At 42.0% G+C, this 22,591-nt stretch carries 20 protein-coding genes; 16 read left to right on the forward strand and 4 right to left on the reverse strand.

Going from position 1 to position 22,591, the window contains the following annotated elements:
- Window positions 1-28: 28 nt before the first annotated feature.
- From CUU66_RS07040 to CUU66_RS07050, 3 genes are all read right to left on the reverse strand, one after another.
- Window positions 29-1,297 carry an erythromycin esterase family protein gene (locus tag CUU66_RS07040; RefSeq protein WP_101640968.1) on the reverse strand — a complete coding sequence of 423 codons (1,269 nt, stop codon included), beginning with the start codon at window positions 1,295-1,297 and terminating at the stop codon, window positions 29-31.
- Between the two features lie 20 nt (window positions 1,298-1,317).
- Entirely contained in the window at window positions 1,318-1,656 is a 339-nt protein-coding gene (locus CUU66_RS07045) for a hypothetical protein (RefSeq protein WP_374702977.1), read from the reverse strand.
- 233 nt (window positions 1,657-1,889) lie between these two features.
- Complete coding sequence (locus CUU66_RS07050) at window positions 1,890-2,633, reverse strand: SDR family oxidoreductase (protein WP_101640970.1); 744 nt, start codon at window positions 2,631-2,633, stop codon at window positions 1,890-1,892.
- A 167-nt stretch (window positions 2,634-2,800) separates the two neighbouring features.
- Between CUU66_RS07050 and CUU66_RS07055 the strand changes: the two genes are divergently transcribed.
- The 9 genes from CUU66_RS07055 (at window position 2,801) to dat (ending at window position 10,627) form a co-directional block, all read left to right on the forward strand.
- Window positions 2,801-3,637 carry a dimethylarginine dimethylaminohydrolase family protein gene (locus tag CUU66_RS07055; protein WP_101640971.1) on the forward strand — a complete coding sequence of 279 codons (837 nt, stop codon included), beginning with the start codon at window positions 2,801-2,803 and terminating at the stop codon, window positions 3,635-3,637.
- A gap of 142 nt (window positions 3,638-3,779) precedes the next feature.
- Complete coding sequence (locus CUU66_RS07060) at window positions 3,780-4,316, forward strand: HD domain-containing protein (protein WP_101640972.1); 537 nt, start codon at window positions 3,780-3,782, stop codon at window positions 4,314-4,316.
- Between the two features lie 74 nt (window positions 4,317-4,390).
- Entirely contained in the window at window positions 4,391-4,819 is a 429-nt protein-coding gene (locus CUU66_RS07065) for an SRPBCC family protein (RefSeq protein ID WP_101640973.1), read from the forward strand.
- Window positions 4,819-5,184, forward strand: coding sequence for an ArsR/SmtB family transcription factor (locus CUU66_RS07070; RefSeq protein WP_101640974.1), 366 nt, complete (start codon window positions 4,819-4,821; stop codon window positions 5,182-5,184). Before CUU66_RS07065 ends, CUU66_RS07070 begins: the two co-directional genes overlap by 1 nt.
- Window positions 5,185-5,622: 438 nt before the next feature.
- Entirely contained in the window at window positions 5,623-6,114 is a 492-nt protein-coding gene (locus CUU66_RS07075; protein WP_101640975.1) for a GNAT family N-acetyltransferase, read from the forward strand.
- A 982-nt stretch (window positions 6,115-7,096) separates the two neighbouring features.
- On the forward strand, window positions 7,097-7,606 hold the full coding sequence (locus tag CUU66_RS07080) for a mismatch-specific DNA-glycosylase (protein ID WP_101640976.1): 510 nt from the start codon (window positions 7,097-7,099) through the stop codon (window positions 7,604-7,606).
- Between the two features lie 130 nt (window positions 7,607-7,736).
- Window positions 7,737-8,495, forward strand: a complete 759-nt coding sequence (locus CUU66_RS07085; protein ID WP_101640977.1) for an exodeoxyribonuclease III — start codon at window positions 7,737-7,739, stop codon at window positions 8,493-8,495.
- A 68-nt stretch (window positions 8,496-8,563) separates the two neighbouring features.
- A complete protein-coding gene (locus CUU66_RS07090) occupies window positions 8,564-9,538 on the forward strand; it encodes an aromatic acid exporter family protein (RefSeq protein ID WP_101640978.1) in 975 nt (324 codons plus the stop codon).
- A gap of 237 nt (window positions 9,539-9,775) precedes the next feature.
- Complete coding sequence (gene dat / locus CUU66_RS07095) at window positions 9,776-10,627, forward strand: D-amino-acid transaminase (RefSeq protein ID WP_101640979.1); 852 nt, start codon at window positions 9,776-9,778, stop codon at window positions 10,625-10,627.
- 288 nt (window positions 10,628-10,915) lie between these two features.
- Here dat and CUU66_RS07100 read toward each other — a convergent pair whose 3' ends face one another.
- Window positions 10,916-12,742 (reverse strand): LTA synthase family protein, encoded by a 1,827-nt coding sequence (locus CUU66_RS07100; protein ID WP_101640980.1) that lies wholly within the window; start codon window positions 12,740-12,742, stop codon window positions 10,916-10,918.
- A gap of 165 nt (window positions 12,743-12,907) precedes the next feature.
- Here CUU66_RS07100 and CUU66_RS07105 point away from each other — a divergent pair, with 165 nt between their 5' ends.
- From CUU66_RS07105 to CUU66_RS07135, 7 genes are all read left to right on the forward strand, one after another.
- Entirely contained in the window at window positions 12,908-14,296 is a 1,389-nt protein-coding gene (locus tag CUU66_RS07105; RefSeq protein WP_101640981.1) for a glycosyltransferase family 2 protein, read from the forward strand.
- A 119-nt stretch (window positions 14,297-14,415) separates the two neighbouring features.
- Entirely contained in the window at window positions 14,416-15,225 is an 810-nt protein-coding gene (locus CUU66_RS07110) for an Fpg/Nei family DNA glycosylase (protein ID WP_101640982.1), read from the forward strand.
- Window positions 15,226-15,248: 23 nt separating this feature from the next.
- The gene (locus CUU66_RS07115) at window positions 15,249-16,085 is read left to right on the forward strand and encodes a deoxyribonuclease IV (RefSeq protein ID WP_101640992.1); all 837 of its coding nucleotides are present in this window, start codon (window positions 15,249-15,251) and stop codon (window positions 16,083-16,085) included.
- Between the two features lie 1,438 nt (window positions 16,086-17,523).
- Window positions 17,524-18,585, forward strand: a complete 1,062-nt coding sequence (locus tag CUU66_RS07120) for an N-acetylmuramoyl-L-alanine amidase (protein WP_180955190.1) — start codon at window positions 17,524-17,526, stop codon at window positions 18,583-18,585.
- Window positions 18,586-18,705: 120 nt separating this feature from the next.
- Complete coding sequence (locus CUU66_RS07125) at window positions 18,706-19,131, forward strand: OsmC family protein (RefSeq protein ID WP_101640984.1); 426 nt, start codon at window positions 18,706-18,708, stop codon at window positions 19,129-19,131.
- 780 nt (window positions 19,132-19,911) lie between these two features.
- Complete coding sequence (locus tag CUU66_RS07130) at window positions 19,912-20,913, forward strand: LLM class flavin-dependent oxidoreductase (protein WP_101640985.1); 1,002 nt, start codon at window positions 19,912-19,914, stop codon at window positions 20,911-20,913.
- 56 nt (window positions 20,914-20,969) lie between these two features.
- Window positions 20,970-21,785, forward strand: a complete 816-nt coding sequence (locus tag CUU66_RS07135) for an extradiol ring-cleavage dioxygenase (protein ID WP_101640986.1) — start codon at window positions 20,970-20,972, stop codon at window positions 21,783-21,785.
- Window positions 21,786-22,591 lie beyond the last annotated feature (806 nt).

Below are 22,591 nucleotides of genomic sequence, written 5' to 3' on the forward strand. Positions count from 1 at the left end.
CAGGATTCTGTTATAAAGGCTTTTTTTATTACATCGAAACCGGAACGGTGACGCTCAGTGGATGAAGAGCTTTGGTTTGCTTAATGAAAATAAAAGCATCATACCGTTCAGACATGAGAGAAGGTACATAATTTCCGTATCGTTCATATTCAGGTTTGTATACAACCCCTATGGCACGATGTCCAATTTGTTGATTGAACAAGTGTTTGTTTCGTTCATTGAAGATCAGGATTTTATCAAAGGCACCTGCTTTATGCATAGCATCCTCCCAGCTGCCCCGCATGGCTTTAGGGACTGTTTTTACATCAAAATTGACGCCCCATTCATCTGCAGCAATAACGGTTCCGCTGTGGGTTCCAAATCCTACTATATACACATGGCCCGGAGGATTCTGCTCCCTAATTACCTGGCCTACATTGATCATGCCGGCATCTCTCATATCCGTGGCACTGGCATCACCCACATGAGTGTTATGCTCCCAGACAATCGCTTTTCCAGCAGATCCGTAAAAGTCCATAATTTCATTTAAGGCATCCACCATATGCATATCCCGGATATTCCATGAACGCTCATCATGAACGACCATAGTGCGGTAATAGTTCTCAGCATTATAAACAGCCATCGCATTCACCTGAAGGTTCAAATTAAGCTCCTCGTGGTGAGGATACACTTCTTTTTTTCGCTGAATGGTGGTCAAGAGTTTTGCTACTTCATCAATACAGCCTTCATTATAGATACCAGCCGAAACCGCATATTCTTCGTTCTGTCGGTTAAAAGGTTCAAAGCAGGTAAAGGCGTTTTTCGCAGCTTCAAGGTCTGGTGAATCAATCTCTGTCAAATAACGGATCACTTCATCCATGGACTCCCAAAGACTGTAAACATCTATGCCGTAAAAACCGGCCTTTACGGAGGACTGGCCAGATTCATTGTATGTCTTCATCCATTCAATCAAATCTATGATTTCTTCATTTGCCCACATCCAGGTCGGCCAGCGGTTGAAGCTTGTCAGGACGTCGCGGGCTGATCTGGATTCTTTGTCATAGCCTTTTACATAGCGGTTAATTGCCTGGCATGCCGGCCAGTCACCCTCGACCGCAACAAAGGTAAACCCCTTATCTTTTATGAGTTTTTTTGTGATTTCGGCACGTGTTGTATAAAATTCAGACGTACCATGGGACGCCTCTCCCAGCAGCACAAATCTCGGATTCCCCATTTGGCTGATGAGCCGGTCTAAGTCAGATGGTCCTGTGAGCGGGATGGATTGGTCACGGATGGCCAGTATCAGGTCCTTATCCATATAATGGTGAGCCTCCTTTTTTATCGTTTATATTCCGCATTGTAAGAATTCCCGCCGGCATGCACAGATAACAAAGTATCTGCATATCCCACAAGCCGGTTGACAAGCTCGTCTGCGATCGAATAAACAAGCTGGAAATTTTCCTGTGTAAATAAACCAGGATCATCTAGAATGACAGTTGTATTAATAAACATATCTCTGTTTCCGTATAAATTATAATGGACGATGGCCTTACCGGCCGCACCGCCCGTGGCAGGATCTTTGAAGCCAGGAATAAATACATACCATTCCTCAGCGGTAGCCGATCTAAAATTCTTAGTGAATTGAATATGATCCGTAACCGCCTTAATCTTATCCATTTCCTCAGGATTTAAATCCCTTACCTTGTCCTTTTCCATATCTACACCTCAGCAAACACTAAAATAAACCCTGCACCTTAGAATTTCCCAACCATATGCATTATATAAAAACAAATCGGGAAATAAACACTGGCCCCATCGATTGCCTGGTCATACCGGGGGAAAGAAGCTCGGGAAATGGGGGACAGTCCCCATAAAAATAAGGCTGCCACCCCCTGGCGACAGCCTCTGTTTCATTGGAATTGTTTGTTCATTTGTTCAACGGCCTGGTCGATTTCTTCGCGGGACATTTTCATGGCTTTTGCAGATCGGCCGTACCCGATTTCTTGCTGGTTGCTGTCCAATCCTTCGAAGATCCCGTCCGCAAATTCGTCTAAAGGTTCTCCGAATGTATGCAGTCCGGGACCCCCTAAATCGGTATTGACAGCCGGAGGTGCTATTTCGAATACTTCAATATTCGTTTTCGAAAGCTGGTGTCTTAAGCTGATGGTAAAGGAATGCAGAGCTGCTTTTGTAGCGCAATAGATGGGCGCTATTGCCATTGGCGTGAAAGCAAGCCCGGAAGTGACGTTTAAAATGCCAGCTTTCTCTTTTTCAGCCAGATGGTTCAAGAAGAGCATGGTCAAATGAATCGGCGCTTCAAAGTTCGCTTTTATTTCCTGGTTGTAATAGCTCCAGTCTTTAGTCTGCTCCAATAAATTAAATCGCTGCTGGATCCCTGCATTATTGACTAAAATGTTGACTTCTGGATAGCTGCTTTTAACCCACTCCAAAAGGGAAACCCGGTCGCTCTCTACGGAAACATCACACACCCGGGTATGTAATTCCGGGAATTTCTCCTTCGCTTGGCTCAGTTTCTCTTCGCTTCGGCCGCAGACAATGACAGTATTCCCTCTTTTTAAAAAACGTTCGGCGAAAGCAAGTCCGATTCCTGATGAACCGCCTGTAATTAAAATGGTATTTCCCGACCAATTCATAGGATATTCCCTCCTGTTTTTGTATAACCTTTTAAATTTTACCCTTTTATATCCGGGGTCAACCGACTGAACACCTCAAAAAAGGATCCTTTTGATTAATAAATCTTCGGATAACCCATGCAGCTTGGGAAATAGTATGGATAGAATCTTACTAGGAAGTGGTATATGTGAAAGCTGTGTGCTTCAGCGAATATGATCCGTTAAAACGAGTCATTCTGTGTGAACCCCAATATATGAGAATTAAAGATGTTATCAACGAGACCCAAAAACATTTTGAAAATGAAGGCATTCATATAAAAACGGCCATGATTCAGCATCAGAATTTTGTAGCGGCTTTGAAAAAGCTGGGGATTGAGGTAGTGATCCTCCCGTCATTCGAGAAATATCCTGAACAAGTGTTTACCCGGGATATTGGCTTCACTCTCGGAGAACAAATCTTTGTAGCAGAAATGGGAACGGAGATTCGTACGGGAGAGGAACATGTTTTAATGGAATGGCTTAAAAAGTCGGAGCTGCCTTTCATCAATCTTACTGGTGACAGGATTGAAGGCGGCGATGTGCTGATCGACCGCAATACCATTTATGTGGGCATCAGTAACCGGACTAAAATAGAGTCGATTGAAAAACTAGAGCAGCTGCTGCCTCAATTTGAGATCATTGCCATCCCATTTACAGACACGTATCTTCATTTGGACTGTGTTTTTAATATTATATCACCTCAGGAAGCATTAATTTTTCCGGGGGAAATTAATAAAGAAGAGCTGAAGATCCTGGCATCCCGGTATGATCTCATAGAAGTGACGGAAGAAGAACAATTCACCCTTGGCACCAATGTCCTTTCTGTCGGCCATAAAAAAATTATTTCTCTGCCAGTGAACAAAAAAGTAAACAGCCAACTCAGAAAACGAGGCTATGAAGTCATAGAAGTCGATATCACAGAAATCATTAAATCCGGCGGAGCTTTTAGGTGCTGTACAATGCCGATCGTCAGGGAAAAATCGTAAATAACGAAAAGGGATCTTAAAAAAAGGTCCCTTTTTTTGCATGAATTGTCCAAATGACAGGAAAAGGCATACTATAGGTGTATTAATCAAACTGTTAACGGGTATAGTTTAATACATTATTTTAGAATAAGGATGATTTACAATGAGAGATGTCACTCTTCTAAATATTTTTGAACATCATATTGCCGAAAAATACTTGAATCGGTCAGGCTTAGCTCATGCCATCGCCGTCGCGTATCATGCCTTTAAGCTGGCAAAAGAACAAAAACAGGATGTAGATATTGCAGCCAAAGCGGGGCTGCTGCACGATATAGGCCATTTCACATGGTACCGAAATGGGAAATGGGATTACGATTTATATAAAAAGAATGATATACATCCGATAAAAGGGGCAGAGAGGGCCCATAAGCTTCTTATCCGTCTTGGCGAAAATCCTATCCGGGCGAAAACGATTGCTCTTGCCATCCTATTCCATACGGACTCCTTTCTGCCGACGAATGATATCATCCGTACTCCGCTTCAGCAGATCGTTAAGTGGGCGGACGAAAAGGATGAAGAAGAAGGCGGTCTTCATCACTACCGAAAAATCGAAATGGAGAGAGCAAGAGAAAGTATCATCCGTCTGGATGAATTAATAGATCAAGAAATGGAAAATAAAAACGAAACAGAAATATCTTGACGCGAAACCAAAAGGTTTCATATAATGTAATTATGAAACCTTTTGGTTTTATTTTTATTTTACGGAGGATAATCATGAAAGAAAATACGACAGTATCTGATATTAAAAAGACGATTTTATTAGAAGCGTCTATTCAGAAAGTCTGGGATACGGTTTCGACCGCAGAGGGTATTTCTGCCTGGTTTATGCCAAACGACTTTCAGCCGGTTGAAGGGCATGAATTTCATATTCAATCGCCGTTCGGCCCATCTCCATGCAGAGTCCTGCAAGTGGACCCGCCCAACCGTCTTTCCTTTTCATGGGATACAGACGGCTGGGTCGTCGTTTTTGAACTGGAGGAACGGGATGGGAAAACGGAATTCACCCTGACCCATTCTGGCTGGAAGCCTGCTGACGAAATCATCGGTAAAGCCGGTGAAAAGAGTTCTATCATCCGTGACCGTATGGACCAGGGCTGGCAGGCGATCGTATCAGAAAGGCTTAAGAAGGCAGTTGAAGGATAATGCCGGAAACTGCCCGGCATGATGTGTTCCAGGCCATTGCTGATCCCACCAGGAGGAAGCTGCTGCAGCTCCTATCTGAAAAGGAAATGCCCATAGGTGCATTAGCTGCCCATTTTCCAATCAGCCGGACAGCGGTCGCAAAACATTTGGCCATTCTTTCAGATGCAAGCCTGATATCTGGCAAAAAAACAGGCAGGGAAAAAATTTACGTCCTGCATCCTGAACCCCTGCGTGAGGTCAAAGAATGGCTTGACTATTATGAACGCTTTTGGGATAACAAGCTGTCCATGCTCAAACATCTAGTTGAAAGTGGAGAAGAACAGAGTCTGAAAGAAACAGAAACGCGGAAAAAACCTAATCATTAGACGTCCAGTACCTGTGGGCGTTTTTTTATATTATAGAGGGTGCCTAAGATTGTGGCTGAATGTTTTCACATGATAAAAGAAAGAATAATCAAATCCGGTAATAGGTATTATTTTACCTTTTGCTAAAGGGTCTTTTTTAAAAGATTGTTGTTTTGTAATATGTTTTGATCACCGTTGGTAAACCAGGTTGGTTGGGCGGAAGGTGCGAGATCAGTGTTCCTTATTTTATCTGGAAATCAGATGGAAACGCACCCTCAACCTCCTGCGGGAGCAGGGGGACAGGTTCAGACCCCGCAGGCTAAGACGAGAAGGCTGACCGCCCGCCCCGCGGAAAGCAAGCATGCCTTGCGCTCCAATCAACCATTTGTTCAAAAGCAACAAAGTTTGCGAACACAGCCTTGCTAAAAAAGCATAATACTAATTTAAAGGCGGCCCAAAATGAAAACGGAAATGGAAATTCAAAAATACACAAATGAATACCAAAATTCAGTAGTAGAGTTGATCGCATTTATTCAGCAGCAGGAATATAACATACCCATTAAGCTTGAGGATCAGCCTGATTTATTTTCGATAGAAAAAGTCTATCAGTCAGGAAGAGGTAATTTCTGGATTGCTCTGCATAATGGAGATGTTGTAGGAACTATAGCCCTCCAGGATATAGGAAATCAACAAGCAGCCCTTAAAAAACTTTTTGTACATCCGGATTATAGAGGCAAGAGCTATGGGACAGCGGCTCACTTACTGCATACAGTCCTGGAGTGGGCAGAGCAGCAGGCCATCGTCAAGATTATCCTTGGTACAACCGAACAATTTAAGGCTGCTCACAGATTTTATGAGAAACATGGTTTTTTAGAGATTACCGAAAGAGAACTGCCTGAAGACTTCCCAAAACTCAAAGTTGATACTAAATTTTTTACGTATGTGATTTAAGAGTCCTGCTTGGGCAATTAATCATGATTCATTAATTTTTAAAACCGATAGACTTTGAAAGAGAGCCTCCTGCAGGAGTCACGAAGATGCACAATTACTTTATTGAGTTAGAAGAAAAGTATGGGGATTCTTGCAAAATGGGGGCTGATCCTCCTATCTCTCAGGTCTACCATATATAATGGGCAATAAGGTTAAGTTTAAATTATTTTTATCAATAATGAAGGTAAAAGACCCTGGTCTCTCATATAAAAAGGGCAATAAGGTTAAACAGCTTTTATACTAATAATGAAGTTAAAAGACCAGGTCTAGGATTAGCTAATGGGATTTGTTTCTGGAGAATGCTGACAGTGAATATCAGGGAGACAAACATGCTGCCTATAACAATAAATTTTTCGAGTACACGTTCTCATTTAATAGGAATTTTAAACATCAGCATAAATACCTGTTATGAAGCATAAGCAGGCAGAACTAAGCATAACTGCCAATAGATAAGCATATGTGACCAAAGATAAGCGAAGGCGGTCGACACTTAAGCATAAAACACCGAAACTTAAGCGTAAACCGGGAGAACTTAAGCATAAAACTAGAAAACCTAAGCATAAACCTCTGAAACATAAGCATAAACTTCCAGCCGGCTCTCAAAATCCCTTAAAACCGATACAAAAGCTGCTTTGAGGCACCAATTCGAGAAAGTGGTTCATATTTTCGATTAGACTTTTCTCATATTTGAGGTTGAAAAGTCAGAAAACGTGGTCAGGTTTTTTATTTTCTGCCGCTATTAAAGTTCCGCTTTTTATCTCAGCACAGAAAAATGACAATCTTTTGCGGAATCTTAATAGATTAACAATCGTTCAGCCGACATCTCGGATTTTATAGCTACTAATCCGATATTTTTCCGGGGATAAGATATAGACTCAATAAACAGTCTCTTTATTTATGGCAGCTTGTTTCGCTTTTTATCTCAGCCTAAAGGAGAATTCCAATGGATATCATACTTGATCATATAAAAGAAGGCCTAAAAATCTTATTTGTGGGCTTTAACCCTAGCATCCGGTCAGGGGAAACGGGTCATCATTATGCGAATCCTAATAATCGTTTTTGGAAGATCCTCCACAAATCGGGATTGACCAATAGAATATACAGCACATTTGAAGATTATACACTGCTTGAAATAGGATATGGTTTTACTAATATCGTTTCGCGGCCCACTAAAGCAGCTGATGAAATTACGAAAGAAGAATATCGTGCGGGCAGGGAAGAGCTGATTTCTAAAATCAAGCATTATAAACCCAAATTCGTCTGTTTTGTAGGTAAAGGAGTGTATCAGGAGTATTCAAAACGGAAGGAGGTTTCTTGGGGCTTTCAAGAGCTTTCAATGGTGCCTGGTGTCACTGATTTCGTTGCTCCTTCATCAAGCGGTTTGGTGAGAATGAAAATAGAGGAAATCGTCCGCATATACAGTGAGATTGCAGCAGCCGTAGAGAAAAGCTGAATAACGGCCTTTCCTCCATTTGTACACTAAATAATAGAATCGCAAGCTTTTAATTTTATATATTTACGAGATACAAATATAATAGAAGTTTAGTAGTTTCATTTAATTAAGAAGGAGACGAAACAGTTTAATGAAATTGGTATCATGGAATGTTAATGGTCTGCGGGCATGTGTGAAAAAAGGGTTCAGCGAATATTTCGCAGATATGAATGCAGATATTTTTTGTATACAGGAAACTAAGCTGCAGGAAGGGCAAATTTCGCTCGAACTGGAAGGCTACCAACAATATTGGAATTACGCGATAAAAAAAGGATATTCTGGGACAGCTGTATTTACCAAACAAGAACCACTGTCTGTTAAGTATGGACTCGGTACTGAAGAAGGAGAGCCGGAAGGAAGGATATTGACCCTGGAGTTTGAGAATTTCTTCCTGGTAAACGTGTATACGCCGAATTCCCAACGGGATCTTGCACGATTGAAATTCAGGCTGGATTGGGAAGACCGGATTCTTTGCCATGTTAAAGAACTTGATCAAAAGAAACCTGTTATCTTATGCGGTGACCTTAATGTTGCACATAATGAAATCGACCTTAGAAACCCAAAGCCTAATAAAGGAAATTCAGGATTTACGGATGAGGAACGGATGAAAATGACTGACTTCCTGGCAAGCGGCTTTGTAGACAGCTACCGGTACTTATATCCCGATAAAGAAGGCGCATATACCTGGTGGTCTTATATGAACAAGGTCAGAGAACGGAATATTGGGTGGCGGATTGATTATTTCATTGTGTCAGAGAAACTTATAAGCCACATTCATGAAGCAGAGATTCATTGTGACATTATGGGGAGCGACCACTGTCCAGTTGTTTTAGACATGGATATTAATTAGCAGTCAATCAATATTATCCATGGACATTGGAAAACCTATGTAAAGATCTCCAGGAAAGAAGGTACAGTGTGTTTATCATTGGCAGCAGAACTATTAAAACGGCTATAGGAGCAATGGTTTCCTTAATCATCGCCAATATGTTTTCGCTTGAAAATGCAGCTACCGCGGCCATTATAACTCTGCTTAGTGTTCAGAGCACGAAAAGGCAGTCAGTCGTTGTTGCTTTTAGGCGATTTGCTGCAGGTCTTCTCGGAATTGCGATTGCCACAATTTTGTTTCAATGGGGTTCATTTACACCCATTTCAGTCGGTGTTCTTCTTTTAATTTATATCCCATTAATGGCGAGAATGGGATTGCATGAAGGAATCATTCCTGGTTTTGTTATTGTTATGCAATTATACTTAACGAAGGATATTACACTCGGATTTATTCTGAATGAGGTTATCATCATTACCATAGGGATCGTGGTGGCGTTACTCGTGAATCTCTATATGCCTAGTGTTGAAAAAGGCCTCCGCAAAAAATCAGCAGAAACAGAGGAATATTTCAAACTGATCTTCCTCCAGCTGGCCCGTTTTATCAGGAAGAAGGAAAGAGTCTGGAATGATGAATTTGTGGTTAAAAGTGAGAACTCGCTGCAGGATGGAAAGGAACTGGCACGCCGGAGTGCCGAAAATTCCTTTTTTCGAAAAGAGAATTATTATAGGGATTATTTTAATATGCGTGAACAACAGTTTGATATTATCCAGAGAGTGATTCCAATTATTCTTCATCTCCCGACAGCTTTTGAACAAAATACTATGGCTGCTGAGCTTATGGAGGATATCGGGCTTAGCATAAATGAAGAGAATCCCGCTACAGAACTTTTAGAGTCATTGCGAAGCTTAAGGAATACGTTTGAAAAAATGGAGCTCCCGAAAACAAGGGAGGAATTCGAAACCCGTGCTGCTCTTTTAGTCTTGATAAATGAAATTGAGCGGTTCCTGCAGATCAAATCCCATTTTATCAGTGATCTTTCGGAGGCTGCGGCTGAACAAAGATGACATTTGAAGCTTTTTTAGAACCAGCTGTTTATGGCTGGTTTTTATTTGGCATAATTTCAGGTCTTCTTCACCAATTTGCTTACACTTTACAGAAAATTAAATGAATTGGTTGGTATGAGTGATAAAAAAAGGTAAAATGGATTCAAGTTTTAATTTTTTCTTCTATGGAGGATGTGATTAGCGCCTCCTAAAATAATGGGGATCAATGATGATCATTTAACGGATGGAGGATGTTCGATGAAAGTTTTAGTAAATAATGAATTACAGGAGCGAGAAGAAGTCAGAGTGGACATTGAGGATAGAGGATATCAGTTTGGTGATGGAGTGTATGAGGTCATTCGGGTGTATGAGGGAGTTCCTTACACACTAGACGAACATCTGGCAAGATTTTACCGGAGCTCTCAAGAAATCGGCATCACTCCAAATATGAATATAGAAGAGCTTAAACTAAAGCTGCTTTCTCTCATTGAAGAAAATGAGCTTCAGGATGGCGGTATTTATGTTCAGCTGTCCAGGGGAGTGGCGCCGAGAAAACATCAATATGACGTACATATAAAACCTCAGCTGATTGCATATCCAGTTCCGTCAAAACGCCCTGTAAAGGAACAAAATGAAGGAGTGGAAGCTATTACAGCCGACGATCTGCGCTGGCTCCGCTGTGATATCAAAAGCCTTAACCTGCTGTATAACATTATGATCAAACAAAAGGCCCAGGAAGCCGGGGCATTTGAAGGCATCCTTGTCCGGGACGGTAATGTGACGGAGGGAACTTCGTCTAACATCTTTATTATAAAGGATGGAACCATCTATACTCATCCGGCAGGCAACCTAATCCTGAATGGAATTACAAGAACTAAATTGCTCGAATTATTTACTTCCAAAGGCTGGGCATTCAAGGAACTTGCCTTCTCAAAAGAAACATTGCTGCAAGCCGATGAAGTGTTTATGTCCTCCACAACTGCTGAAGTTGTATCTATTACCAGCATAGATGGAAATCCTGTAGGAAACGGGGCTCCAGGCACCTTTACAAGCGACATAAGAGAGGCGTTCCAGGAATCCATTGAGAGCTCTATCGTACCAGCATTTTAATCGCTCTGCCCCCTAGTGTTATCTGCAGGTTTTCCCTTATTATGATAGCTCTGTTAAACGTGACTGTTGATTGCAGCTAGCAGGCACTCGCTTTCCGCGGGGCGGTCCGAGAGCCTCCTCAGCGCTTTGCGCCTGTGGGGTCTCCCTTGACCCGCTTATCCCGCAGGAGTCTCGCACCTTCCGCTACAATCAACATAGTGCAAAAAATCAACACTGTACTTTAACATAGCCATTATGATAGAAAAGCCTAGAACCTCTGATCCCTGGATCAGAGGTTCCTCTTTTTACTCATTTTAGTGATTCTACATAGCTGTCTGATTGTTTCATATATTTGAGGATCTGGTTCATGCTGTTTACAGAATCCTCGCTCGCAGGTATGGTCTTTCTAGACTTTAGAAAGGTTTCAATTCCATCATTTTTTGTTTTTCCAGGAAGAAAACCAAATCTTTCATTAATAAAGGTGCCAGTGGGTGCATAAAAGCGAATACCAACCGTATTCTTATCTGTGTTTGTTAAATCATTGCCAAATACCACTTGCTTTGAGAGATCAAGACCTAGCACGTTTGCAGCGGTCGGATAAATGTCTACTAATCCCCCCGTGGTTTCTATTGTTCTTCCTTTAGTTATTCCAGGAACCTTCATGATGAGCGGGATGTTTAGATGATCTAAAGGATTATAATATTCCCTCCCGAATATTTCCTTCAAGAGTTCTTGATCTTTAGGGCTCTTTGTCTGCACTCCCTGGTGGTCCCCGTATACCACAATAAGCGTATCATCATATAATCCCGCTTTTTTTAAATGGTCTACAAACCTTCCAAAGGCATAATCTGCGTAACTGACTGCTTCAATATAAGAGCCAACAAAAGTATCTTTGTACCGCTTGGGCAGTCCTAAGGTATCGTTCTTTTTTTCCTCAGGCAGACGGTATGGAAAATGACTGGATAATGCAATTACATGAGCGTAAAACTTCCTGTTGCTCTCATGAAATTCAGCCAGCTTTTCGGTAGTTTTCCGATACATGACCTCATCTGATACACCATACGAAATGACGTCACTGGTGCCAAAATACTTTTTGTCATAGTAATGGTTGAATCCGAGCGATTTGTACAGGTTTTTCCGGTTCCAGAACGAAACACTGTTTGCATGAAAGGTTGCCGTCTGATAGCCAAGCTGTCCAAGGACCCTTGGAAGACTTGGGACCGTTTTCCCTTCTACGGCGGACGACATTGGAATATCACCGAGAGCGTAAAGGGACGTGTTTGTGATGAACTCCGCATCCGATGTATTTCCTTTACCGACCTGTGTATAGACATTAGGGAAGTATAGGGAATTTTTTGTGAGTTTGTTCAGATTCGGAGTAACTGGTTTTCCGTCAATTTCCAGATTTATGAGAAACTGCTGTACAGATTCAAGCTGGACGATTATGACGTTTTTTCCTTCGGCCATTCCTTTTAACCTAATGGGGCCGTTTTGGGTGGATCGCCGCTTCTTTTCCAGCGTTTCAGCACTTATTTTTTGTTCAGCTATGAAGTGGGACTGTATCTCCGCGCCTGCTTCTAGGAACTGATAGCCTACTAGTCCAACCCTATCATATTTACTAAGTTCGTTTACAGACTCTGTTGATTTCGTGAGACCCAGTGAAACAAAAGTACATGCAGTTGCAGCAGCAAAGATTGCTGCTTTTTTGGTTAGGGGGGTCTCAAATTTCATTGCTTGGAATTTAAGCGCTGGCAGCACCAAAAGTAACGGGAAATCAGCAAAAAGAACGAGGTATTCTCTATTAAATAGGGCCAAAATGCTGTCCTTTATGGTACCCAGTTGATCTATTTCTGTTAATGATTTGTATGTAAATATTGTGTTGTAATAATCAAAGAATAGCAAAGCTGACAGGCATAGCGAGGTATAAATAAGATCTAGAAGAATGAATGAAAACAGCTGCCCTTTTTTTAGATAAAAGGAAAGTACTAGTATTATCAGGCCGATCACAGAAATTTCAGCCAGCATTCCCGTAATAGTAAGTTCCTTTAGCAGCTCTATTTTTACATAAAAAGATTTAAGTATTAAAGATAAAAAAATGAAAATAGCTGGCAGTGATATTGTTTTCACATTTTTCACGGTATTTTCCCTTCCAATCTTTTGGTATATAAGTAGTCTAGCCAAATTTACATACAGCCTATAAGTCCTCGTTCATTAAAACATATGGTTTGGTTAAAGACTTCCAATTTTGGATAGCCTTAAAATATGTTCTAGTCCAAAATAAGCAGTATTAGAGGTGAAGGTATGATCATATTTTTGTTATTCATATGCCTGGCTGTAACTTTCGGATACGGAGTTTTTACGCAGGGGTGGAGCGGCGCTGCGGAGCTGGGATTTTATATTTTTTTATGTGCCGTTCAAGCTATATCTTTATTTTTTGTAGGATATCAGACAATTATGAGCTATGCGGGCTTAAGGAAGTTTAAAAAGACAGAGTTGAAAAGTCCTGCAAATAGGTTTGCTGTATTAGTTGCCGCACATAATGAAGAAAAAGTCATCACACAAATATGCGAGAATTTAAAAAACCTAAACTACCCAGACAACTTATATGATGTGTATGTGATTTGCGATAATTGCAGTGATGGGACAGCAGATGCTGTAAGAAAAACAGGAGTCACGGCGATGGAAAGGCATCAGCCGGATAAAAAAGGGAAGGGCTACGGCCTGGAGTGGGCGTTTGAAAGACTGTGGGAGCTGGAAGACCAAGGGACGTCTTATGATGCGGTTGTCATGTTTGATGCAGATAACCTTGTCAGCAAGGACTTTCTCGACATTATAAACTCCAAGCTTTTGGATGGCTTTGAAGTAGTTCAAGGGTACCTTGACTCTAAAAATCCAGAAGATTCATGGGTAACCAAATCGTATTCGTTTGCTTATTGGTCGACCAATCGAATCTATCAGCTGGTACGCGAGCATTTAGGCTTGACCGCCCAGCTAGGCGGAACTGGTGTAACGGTTACAACAAAAGTCCTGAAAGATATTGGGTGGGGAGCCACCTCTTTGACAGAGGATCTTGAATTTACACAGCGCTATATCTTGCAAACAGGAAAGAGGGTCGCCTGGGCGCATGATGCCAAGTTATATGATGAGAAGCCCCTGGGTTTTGTTCAATCGTTCAAACAGCGGATCCGCTGGATGCAGGGTCACTTTGACTGTATGACAAGATATGCATTCCCTCTGATACTCGAAGGATTGAAGAAGCGCAAATTTATGCTGATTGATTCAGCCATTTATTTAATTATGCCATCGAGGTCGATACTCGCTTTAATATTGATGATATCCGGAGTTCTTTCTTATACAGGTGTATATAAGGCGGAAGGTTTCCTTGGCGATGTGATTGACAAATCAATCCTCCTGGATGGCTGGATTTATGGCTGTTTTATTGCGGCCTACCTATCATTGCCTATACTTGCCATGATTCTGGAGAAAAAAGGGAAAAAACTACACTGGTTTTTTGTGTCATATTTGTTCGGACTATCTTGGATTCCGGTGACTATCTTGGGATTATTGAAAAAAAATCAACGAGAGTGGAGCCATACTGAACACTCTAGGGCACTAGCCATCGAGGAACTCGAACTGGAGCTTAATCCAGCTGAGCAGGAAGCAGTGTACGAACCTAATCCTATTAAATAGCTATGGGGACTGTCCCCCATTTCCCGAATATTTCCTAAACATTTCAGCCAGTAAGCCTGCCATTATAAGCTGCGCTGCTGGCCATTTGTCTACCATTATTTTATAGGGGAGGGATTTCCTTGCCGGAGCTGCCAGAAATGGAGACATATAAAAATCTGTTAAACCAGAAAATAGCTGGACAAGTGATCTTAGATGCAGAGATCGGGCGGGTAAAGTCTATTAATGTACCAACCGAATCCTTTTTATCGAAAGTTAAGTTACAGACTGTCGTAAAGGTTGAAAGAAGGGCAAAGCATTTAGTGTTCTTTCTCTCAAATGACTGTATTCTTGTCCTTCATTTAATGCTGGGCGGCTGGATGTTTTTTGGAAAAGAAGCGGATAAACCGGATAGAACCGTGCAGATCACCTTAAAGTTCGGTGAAAACAGTCTATATTTCATAGGGCTGCGGCTGGGTTACTTGCATGTATTCAATAAGGAAAGTGCTGCTGCTGAGCTGTCCGATCTAGGGCCCGAACCATTAAATGCTGGCTTCACACTGGACTTTTTCCTGAACCTGCTGCGAAACAAGCGTGGCCGGCTGAAAACAAAACTGGTTGATCAGCATTTTATCTCTGGGATTGGCAATTGTTATTCAGATGAAATCTGCTTTGAGGCCCATATTTTGCCTGTGAGGGATATAAGTTCTTTAAACCCGGCTGAAAGAACCTCTCTATATGAGGCGGTTCAGTTTGTCCTTAAGGATGCGATACGATTCGGCGGATACATGGAAAACCCGCTTTACGCCGGGGACCAGCTGACTGGCGGGTATGATGAAAAATGCAGGGTGTATGATAGGAAAGGGGAACCTTGTGCCCGTTGCGGGACACCTATCACTAAAGAAATGATCTCTTCAAGAAAAACCTTTTATTGTACACACTGTCAAAAATAGTTGGAAAAGAACGGATGGTTATGATGCGATTTGGCTGTCATGTCAGTATACGAGACGGATATTTAGCTGCGGCTGTGCATGCCGATTCCATGCAGGCAAAGGCTTATCAATATTTTCCCAAGAATCCGAGGAGCCTCTCCGTGAAGGAGTTTGACCGGGGAGATGCCGAGGCGTGCAAGGAATTCTGTTTGGGCCGCTCTATCTCATCGATTGCGCATACTCCCTACCCGACAAGCATTACCCCGGCATCCGATGAAAAAAAAGAAGCCGTCATCAAGTCATTGCTGAATGATTTAGAGATTGCGGAAGCCTGTGGATCAATGGGAGTGGTGGTCCACTACGGCAGCCAAATCAATCCATCGAACCCTCTCGAAAGTTACACATTAATGATTGAAGTCCTAAACTCTGTCCTTTCGAAATGGGACGGCGAATGTAAAATACTGCTTGAGAATAATGCGGGCGTTCCCGGAACCATAGGCACCACATTGGAGGAATTGGTGCAGGTCAGGAATTTATGTGAAGAGCCGCAAAAAATCGGTTTTTGTCTCGATACATGTCACGCCTTTGCGAGCGGACTCTGGACCGGTGATAATTGGAAAGAGCTGTCCCAAAAGGGGAAGGAACTGGGGTATTTTCAAGAATTATCAGCGGTGCATCTGAATAACTCCAAGTACGGCATGGGAATTGGCAAAGACAGGCACGCCAATATATTTAATGCCGGACATATCAAGGAAGAACAATTTGAAGAGCTCATTCATTCTCCCCTTCTGAAGGATGTTCTATTTGTATTGGAAACTCCAAAAGAATATGGAGTGAGTCACAAAGAGGAAATTGAGCAGCTGTATAGCAGGTGGGGGTGAGCAATCCCGATCAAGCAAGTCTAATTATCAGGAGCCGCTTGCGCTTTAGATGAATGTGGCCGGATCAGAGTTTTTGTTTATACCACTTAAGCATAAATGAAAAAACTTAAGCATATATCTTTTTTCCTGGTCAAAAACAAATTGCTTTAAGCAGATTCCATTTATCTAAGATTAAGCACATACTTTTAAGCAGGAACTTTATTTTCTTGAGCGTGCACAGTCTTTAAGCAGAAACCAATTTACCCGAGTATAAGCACCAACCTATAAGCATAAACCTATTTTCCTGACATAAGCGCGAACCTTTAAGTAGAAACCAATTTCCTGAGAATGAGCAGATTCCTTTAAGTAGAACCAAAACCTGAGCATAAGTACGCACCTTTAAGTAGAAACCAATTCCCTGAGCATAGCAGAATCCTTTAAGTAGTAACCAAATACCTGAGCATAAGCAGAGACCTTTAAGTTGAAACCATTACCTGAGCATAAGTACGTACCTTTAAGTAGAAACCAATTTCCTGAGCATAGCAGAATCCTTTAAGGTAGTAACCAAATACCTGAGCATGAGCAGATTCCTTTAGTAGAAACCAACTTGAGAATAAGTACGTACCTTTAAGTAGAAACCAATTCCCTGAGCATACCAGAATCCTTTAAGTAGTAGTCACCAAATACCTGAGCATAAGCAGATTCCTTTAAGTAGAAACCATTACCTGAGCATAAGTACGTACCTTTAAGTAGAAACCATTACCTGAGCATAAGTACGTACCTTTAAGTAGAAACCAATTCCCTGAGCATAGCAGAATCCTTTAAGTAGTAACCAAATACCTGAGCATAAGCAGAGACCTTTAAGTTGAAACCATTACCTGAGCATAAGCACAAACCTATAAGCATAAACCTATGTTCTTAAGCATAAGCACCTTTCTATAAGCATACAAAAAGCCAACTTAAGCATAAACCTCCCAAACTCAAGCATAAAAGTAATAAACATAAGCATAAACCGTTGAAACATAAGCATAAACCTGAAAAACATAAGCATACCGTTCCAATACGCAGATAAATTTAGCTGGTTCACAGCCTATTAGGCACTTATGGTGCCTCCGTTTATATGTTTTTCCCTGTAATCCTTACTCCTCTATACAAAACGGATCAATTTGGCAGCGAAAAATAATAAAATATACAGTTTTAGCTACTAAAAGTTAATTACATAATCACACTTTAATAATATTAGAACCATTCTCTTTTTCCAGAAAGGAACATCCTCCTGCATTCAATCCATCTTATTCCTGATGTGTCCTTCAAATTACCCTCATATCCTCTATGGTTCTAGTCCTCTTTCATTATTTTTTATTTGCCCGCTGCTTTTGATTACCCCTGGACCGTTTTTAGTTGCTACCATTGATAGGACAGAAAATTCTGGTACATGCTGTGCGGAAAGAGGGATATTATGAAAAAACATCTAGTAGCAGGAGGTTTGATTTTACTCGCGGTATTCGGGCAGGATCACTCAGAGGCTCACGCAGAAAAACAGGGTTCTTTTAAGGTAGGAGCTACTTCTTTGAATATCAGACATAATCCTGATATTCAATCAGAGGTGATTGGTTCGCTTCCTAACCGGGCAATCGTTCATGTTTACGAAGAAAAGAATGGATGGGTAAAGGTCAGCTATAATGGGAAGACAGGATGGATTGCCTCGCAATTCCTATATCAGTCAGTTGGTCAAAACACAACACAAGTAAGTGAAAGTACGAGACAAACTGTAACTGTAAAAGAGAGCGGCGTTCGGCTCCGGACAGGACCTGGCACAGGATATCCGGTAGTCGGCACAGCAGAGACTGGAAAGACTTATAAGGAATTAAACAGGACAAATGGATGGGTGCAGGTTCAGCTAACAGGCGGACGCAGGGCGTGGATATCTGATACATATACGACATCTTTCATAGGTGAGAAACCAGCCTCGACAGCAAAAGAACTAAGCGGGAGAACGTTTATCATAGATGCAGGGCATGGAGGGACAGATCCTGGCGCTTTATCTTTTAACGGTCTTCATGAGAAAGATTTTACATTGAGTGCCTCGGAAGCTATTGCCTCGTCAATAAAGCAGGCTGGAGCCAAGGTTATAATGACAAGAAATTCAGATGTTTTTCTCTCACCAGCTGAAAGGGTAAGCTTCAGCAATAGACTAACTGCCGATGCTTTCATCAGCATCCATTACAACGCATTTACGAATCCGGGTGCCCGCGGAATAAGTACCTATTATTATACAGATGGCAGCGACCGGAATCTTGCCGCAGATCTAGAGCGATCACTCAGCAGCAAACTCGGACTTCCAATGGATGGGGCGAAATTCGGTGATTATTATGTACTAAGAGAAAATCCTAAATTGGCCGTTTTAATTGAGTTAGGCTTCCTTACCAATCCGAATGACATGGCCGCTATCCAGAGCACCAGCTATAATCAAATTGCGGCCGATGCCGTAACAGAAGGGCTTATCCGTTATTACCAGTAAGAGTAAAGGAAAGCTGCCGGCGGGTGAATTATATGAATCATAGATGTTTTTCGGAGGGATTTATAATAAAATAAATTCAGGTTGGATACCCTAACTTGGATAATAGGGAGGTGAACGAAGATGAAAACAGCTATTAAATGGGAAGGGAAAATGGCTTTTTCAGGCACAACTCCCTCAGGACATAAAATACATATGGATGCTGCTGCGGAAATCGGGGGAGAAAATACTGGAGCCCGCCCGACGGAACTGCTGTTACATGCAGTGGCTGGCTGTACGGCAATAGACATCGTGTCCATTTTAAAGAAAATGAGACTAAATCTAACGGATCTTTCCATTGATATCGAAGGATCAAGGGCCGAAGAGCATCCAAAGCGGTTCACTGGGATACATATACATTACAGTTTAGAAGGGGATCTTCCAGAAGATAAGGTAGCACGTGCTATAAAATTATCAAAAGAGACTTATTGTTCAGTATCAAATTCCTTAAGCGCTGAGATAAAGGTTAGTTACGATATTAACGGAATACCAGGTTCTCCATTAATCTAAAACAGCTAATGAAGATTGATAAAAAAGAAAAAGCAGTCATGCTGTTTTTTCTTTTTTTAATGGGCAGATATCAAAGTGATACACGAATCCCGGTTAACAAAGTCTTCCACAGGGCATCAGTGATATGAAACATTTCATTCATGCAAGACACCGTTTCTGGAGTCCGCTGCCCCGACTTGATAGCTTGTTTTTCTAAGCTGTATACCAACTACCTAATGATGGCCTTACTAAAAATAGGAACATAAATTCCTTTTAAATCTATTAAATTAAAAGCTCACCTCCATAGAATCTCATGATTCCTCCGGAAACCCATGCTTCATACCAGCCCGTCTCATATACCAATATCTCTTCTTATAAAACGCAGCTAAAGAGTAAAGGAGAGGGTAGAGAGAAGAAATCTTTTTTAGCTGTTTGTCTGGGGACCATACACATTGCCATACTGAAGAATGGTGTACAAAAGGCCGTATAGAGGTCTGAAGGTTAAAGCATTCGGTCCAGTCATTTAAGATAGTCCGTAGTAGGAAATGGGAACGGTCAGATCTAAATCCCAAATAAGCTGCTTATATAAAAAAAGAATTAATTATAATAAAAAACCGGCTTAATAATGAAATTTAAAGGCTCGTTCAAATTCATATCGATAGGTATGAATACCAGCTGCCGGAGAGACAGTTTTTTTCATGAAGCTGACTTTTATTCGAAAAGGCTGGATAGATGAGCCGCGGGGAAATAAAGAATATACTATAGATATTACTTTTTGCTAAAGAGAAAGAAGGAAGCTGGATGAAATTAAGTATATTAGATCAAGCCCCTATTTTATCAGGAGCTGATCCAAGGAGCGCGCTTTTGGAATCGGCAAAGCTCGCTCAAATTGCAGAGAAGCTGGGATATAGCCGATATTGGATTGCGGAACATCATGATTTGAAGGGGCTTGCCTGTCCTGCGCCAGAAGTTATGCTTGGGTATATTGGCGCGCTCACCAAAAAAATCCGCATCGGTTCAGGGGCTATTTTACTTCCACATTATAAGCCCTATAAAGTTGCCGAAACGTTCAATATGCTGGCGACTCTTTTTCCAGGGAGGATTGATCTTGGTATAGGCCGGGCTCCCGGAGGATCGGCTGAGGCAGCAGCTGCACTATCCGGGAATTTTTTAAAGAATGTATGGAAAATGCCAGAGACGCTTCAAGAGCTGCTCCATTTTTTGCACAATGACTTCCCTGATGATTCCATGTTTTCAAAAGTTTCCGCTGCTCCTTTGCCTGAAAACCCCCCAAAGCCTTGGCTGCTTGGAACTAGCCATAAAAGTTCTGTATTGGCCGCAGAAAATGGGACTTCCTATGTGTTTGGCCAATTTATGAGTGATAAGAACGGAGCTGATATCGTTAAGAACTACCAGCAGCATTTCAAAAAAAATGAATTTTCTGCTCAACCTGAAGTCATCGTAACGGTTTCAGCTTTCTGCGCAGAAACCGAAGAGCTTGCCGAAGACCTTGTCCTGAGTCATTTTATATGGACATTACAGCAAGAAACAGGCCAGAACGAAAAGGGGCTGCCTGCAGCAGCAAAAGCAAAAAAATACATAATGTCCGATGAAGAAAAAAACAGGTTTGCAAGCTACAAGAACAAGACTGTTTACGGGAATCCAGCGCAGGTGAAAAACAAACTGTTAAGCATAGCTGCAGAGTATAACACAGATGAAATCATGATCGTTACAATCACACCCACTTATGAAGAGCGAATAGAATCATACAAGCTAATCGCTGGGGAAATGCTTTCGTTTTAAAGGGAAAAAGCTTTCTGACAAAGAAATAAAAGTTAAAAGCAAAAGGGGGAGATATAATGAAGCATTTTACTTTTGCCTGCATCGTCCCGCACGGCAGCGAAATCATACCTGAATTAATGGGCAGCAGTCCAGAACGGATGCAGCAGACAAGGAACAATCTAAATAAGATTGGCGAAGAAATGAGAAAAACTGAACCGGATTCCATTGTTCTTCTGACTCCGCATGGCACCCGCATAAATGGTGCCTTTTCCATAACCGTATCCGAAAGGCTGATGGGCAATCTTTGGGATAATGGTGCTTCTTTTTCGATGGAGAAAAAAGTGGATAAAGAATTGGGCTTCAGTATTGCCGAAGCATCAAAGGCGAATCATATTCCGGCAGCAACCATCAATTATGGAACGACCGAAGGCCCTTATTCATGTCTTCAACTGGATTGGGGAGCTATGGTTCCTCTCAGGTTTATGCCTGATGTCCCTGTAGTCGTAATCACTCCTTCAAGGGAATTATCATTCGGCCAGCACATTCAATTAGGTAAAGCAATAAGAGAAGCAGCTGAAAAGTCAGATAAGCGGATCGCTCTTGTTGCAAGCTGTGACTGGTCGCACGCACATGACGCAGAAGGACCATACGGCTTCAATCCTGCTGCCAGAAAGCTTGATGAAGAAGCTGTCAGGTTGATAAAAACGAATAAACTGGAAGAAATGGGATCCTTTGAACCTGATTTCATAGAAGCTGCAAAGCCGGATGGAATTTGGCAGACACTGATTCTTGCGGGAGCTATACCCGTAGAAGAACGAAACGTTGAATTCTTGTCTTATGAAGCACCTACTTATTTCGGTTTGATTTGTGCTTTTTATAAGGCTCTTTTCTAAAAGATTGTTGTTTTTTAATATGTTTTGTTACTTCACCCTATTGTTCAGTCAGGTCGATTGGAACGTAAGGTGCGAGACTCCTTGATCCAGCTCAAGGCTTTAGACCCTCGAGTCATAAGCCAATCCGTCTATGGGGAGAAAAGCACTCCCCACAGCAGGCTCGTCTTATGCTTGGCTGACGCACGACGCACAGGATGTGCGAGCCAGGCGGGGCCACAGGACGTGGCGGTGCGAGCGTGGTAAGTGCGACTAAGCTTCTGTCTTCACTGTCGTTCGTCAATCAGCAAGTCTTCTTTATCGGGTCTCTGCCTGCCAATTTGTTTAGAATTTTATATCTATTGGGATTTTTACTGAGCGTTTAATATTTATATGTTGGGCAGGCACCGCTTTCCGCTTTTCTGTGCGGGAGCAGCGGGTATTGTCCAGCTCCGGACTGACACCGCGGGTCTAGCCAATCGCCATTAAAAGGCAAAATCGGCCTTTCACTGCCGCTCGTCTTATGCCGGGCTAACGCACGATGCACAGGATGTGCGAGCCAGGCGGGGCCACAGGACGTGGCGTTACGAGCGTGGTAAGGGCGACTAAGCTTCTGTCTTCGCTATCGCTTGCCAATCAGCAAGTCTTCATTATCAGGTGTCTGAATTTCTTTTAGTGTCTTGCCTCTACTTTAATAAAGATCATCATTCAGCTTTTGAGTGGATCTTTTCTTGAAAAGCACCGTCCTCCGCTTTTCGATCAGGTGAGACCCCACAGGCGAAGCCGAGGAGGCTCAGCGCCCGCCCCGCGGAAAGCGAGCATCCTGTAGT

Origin of the sequence: Peribacillus deserti, from assembly GCF_002863585.1 — a bacterium.
GTDB lineage: Bacteria > Bacillota > Bacilli > Bacillales > DSM-1321 > Paraperibacillus > Paraperibacillus deserti_A.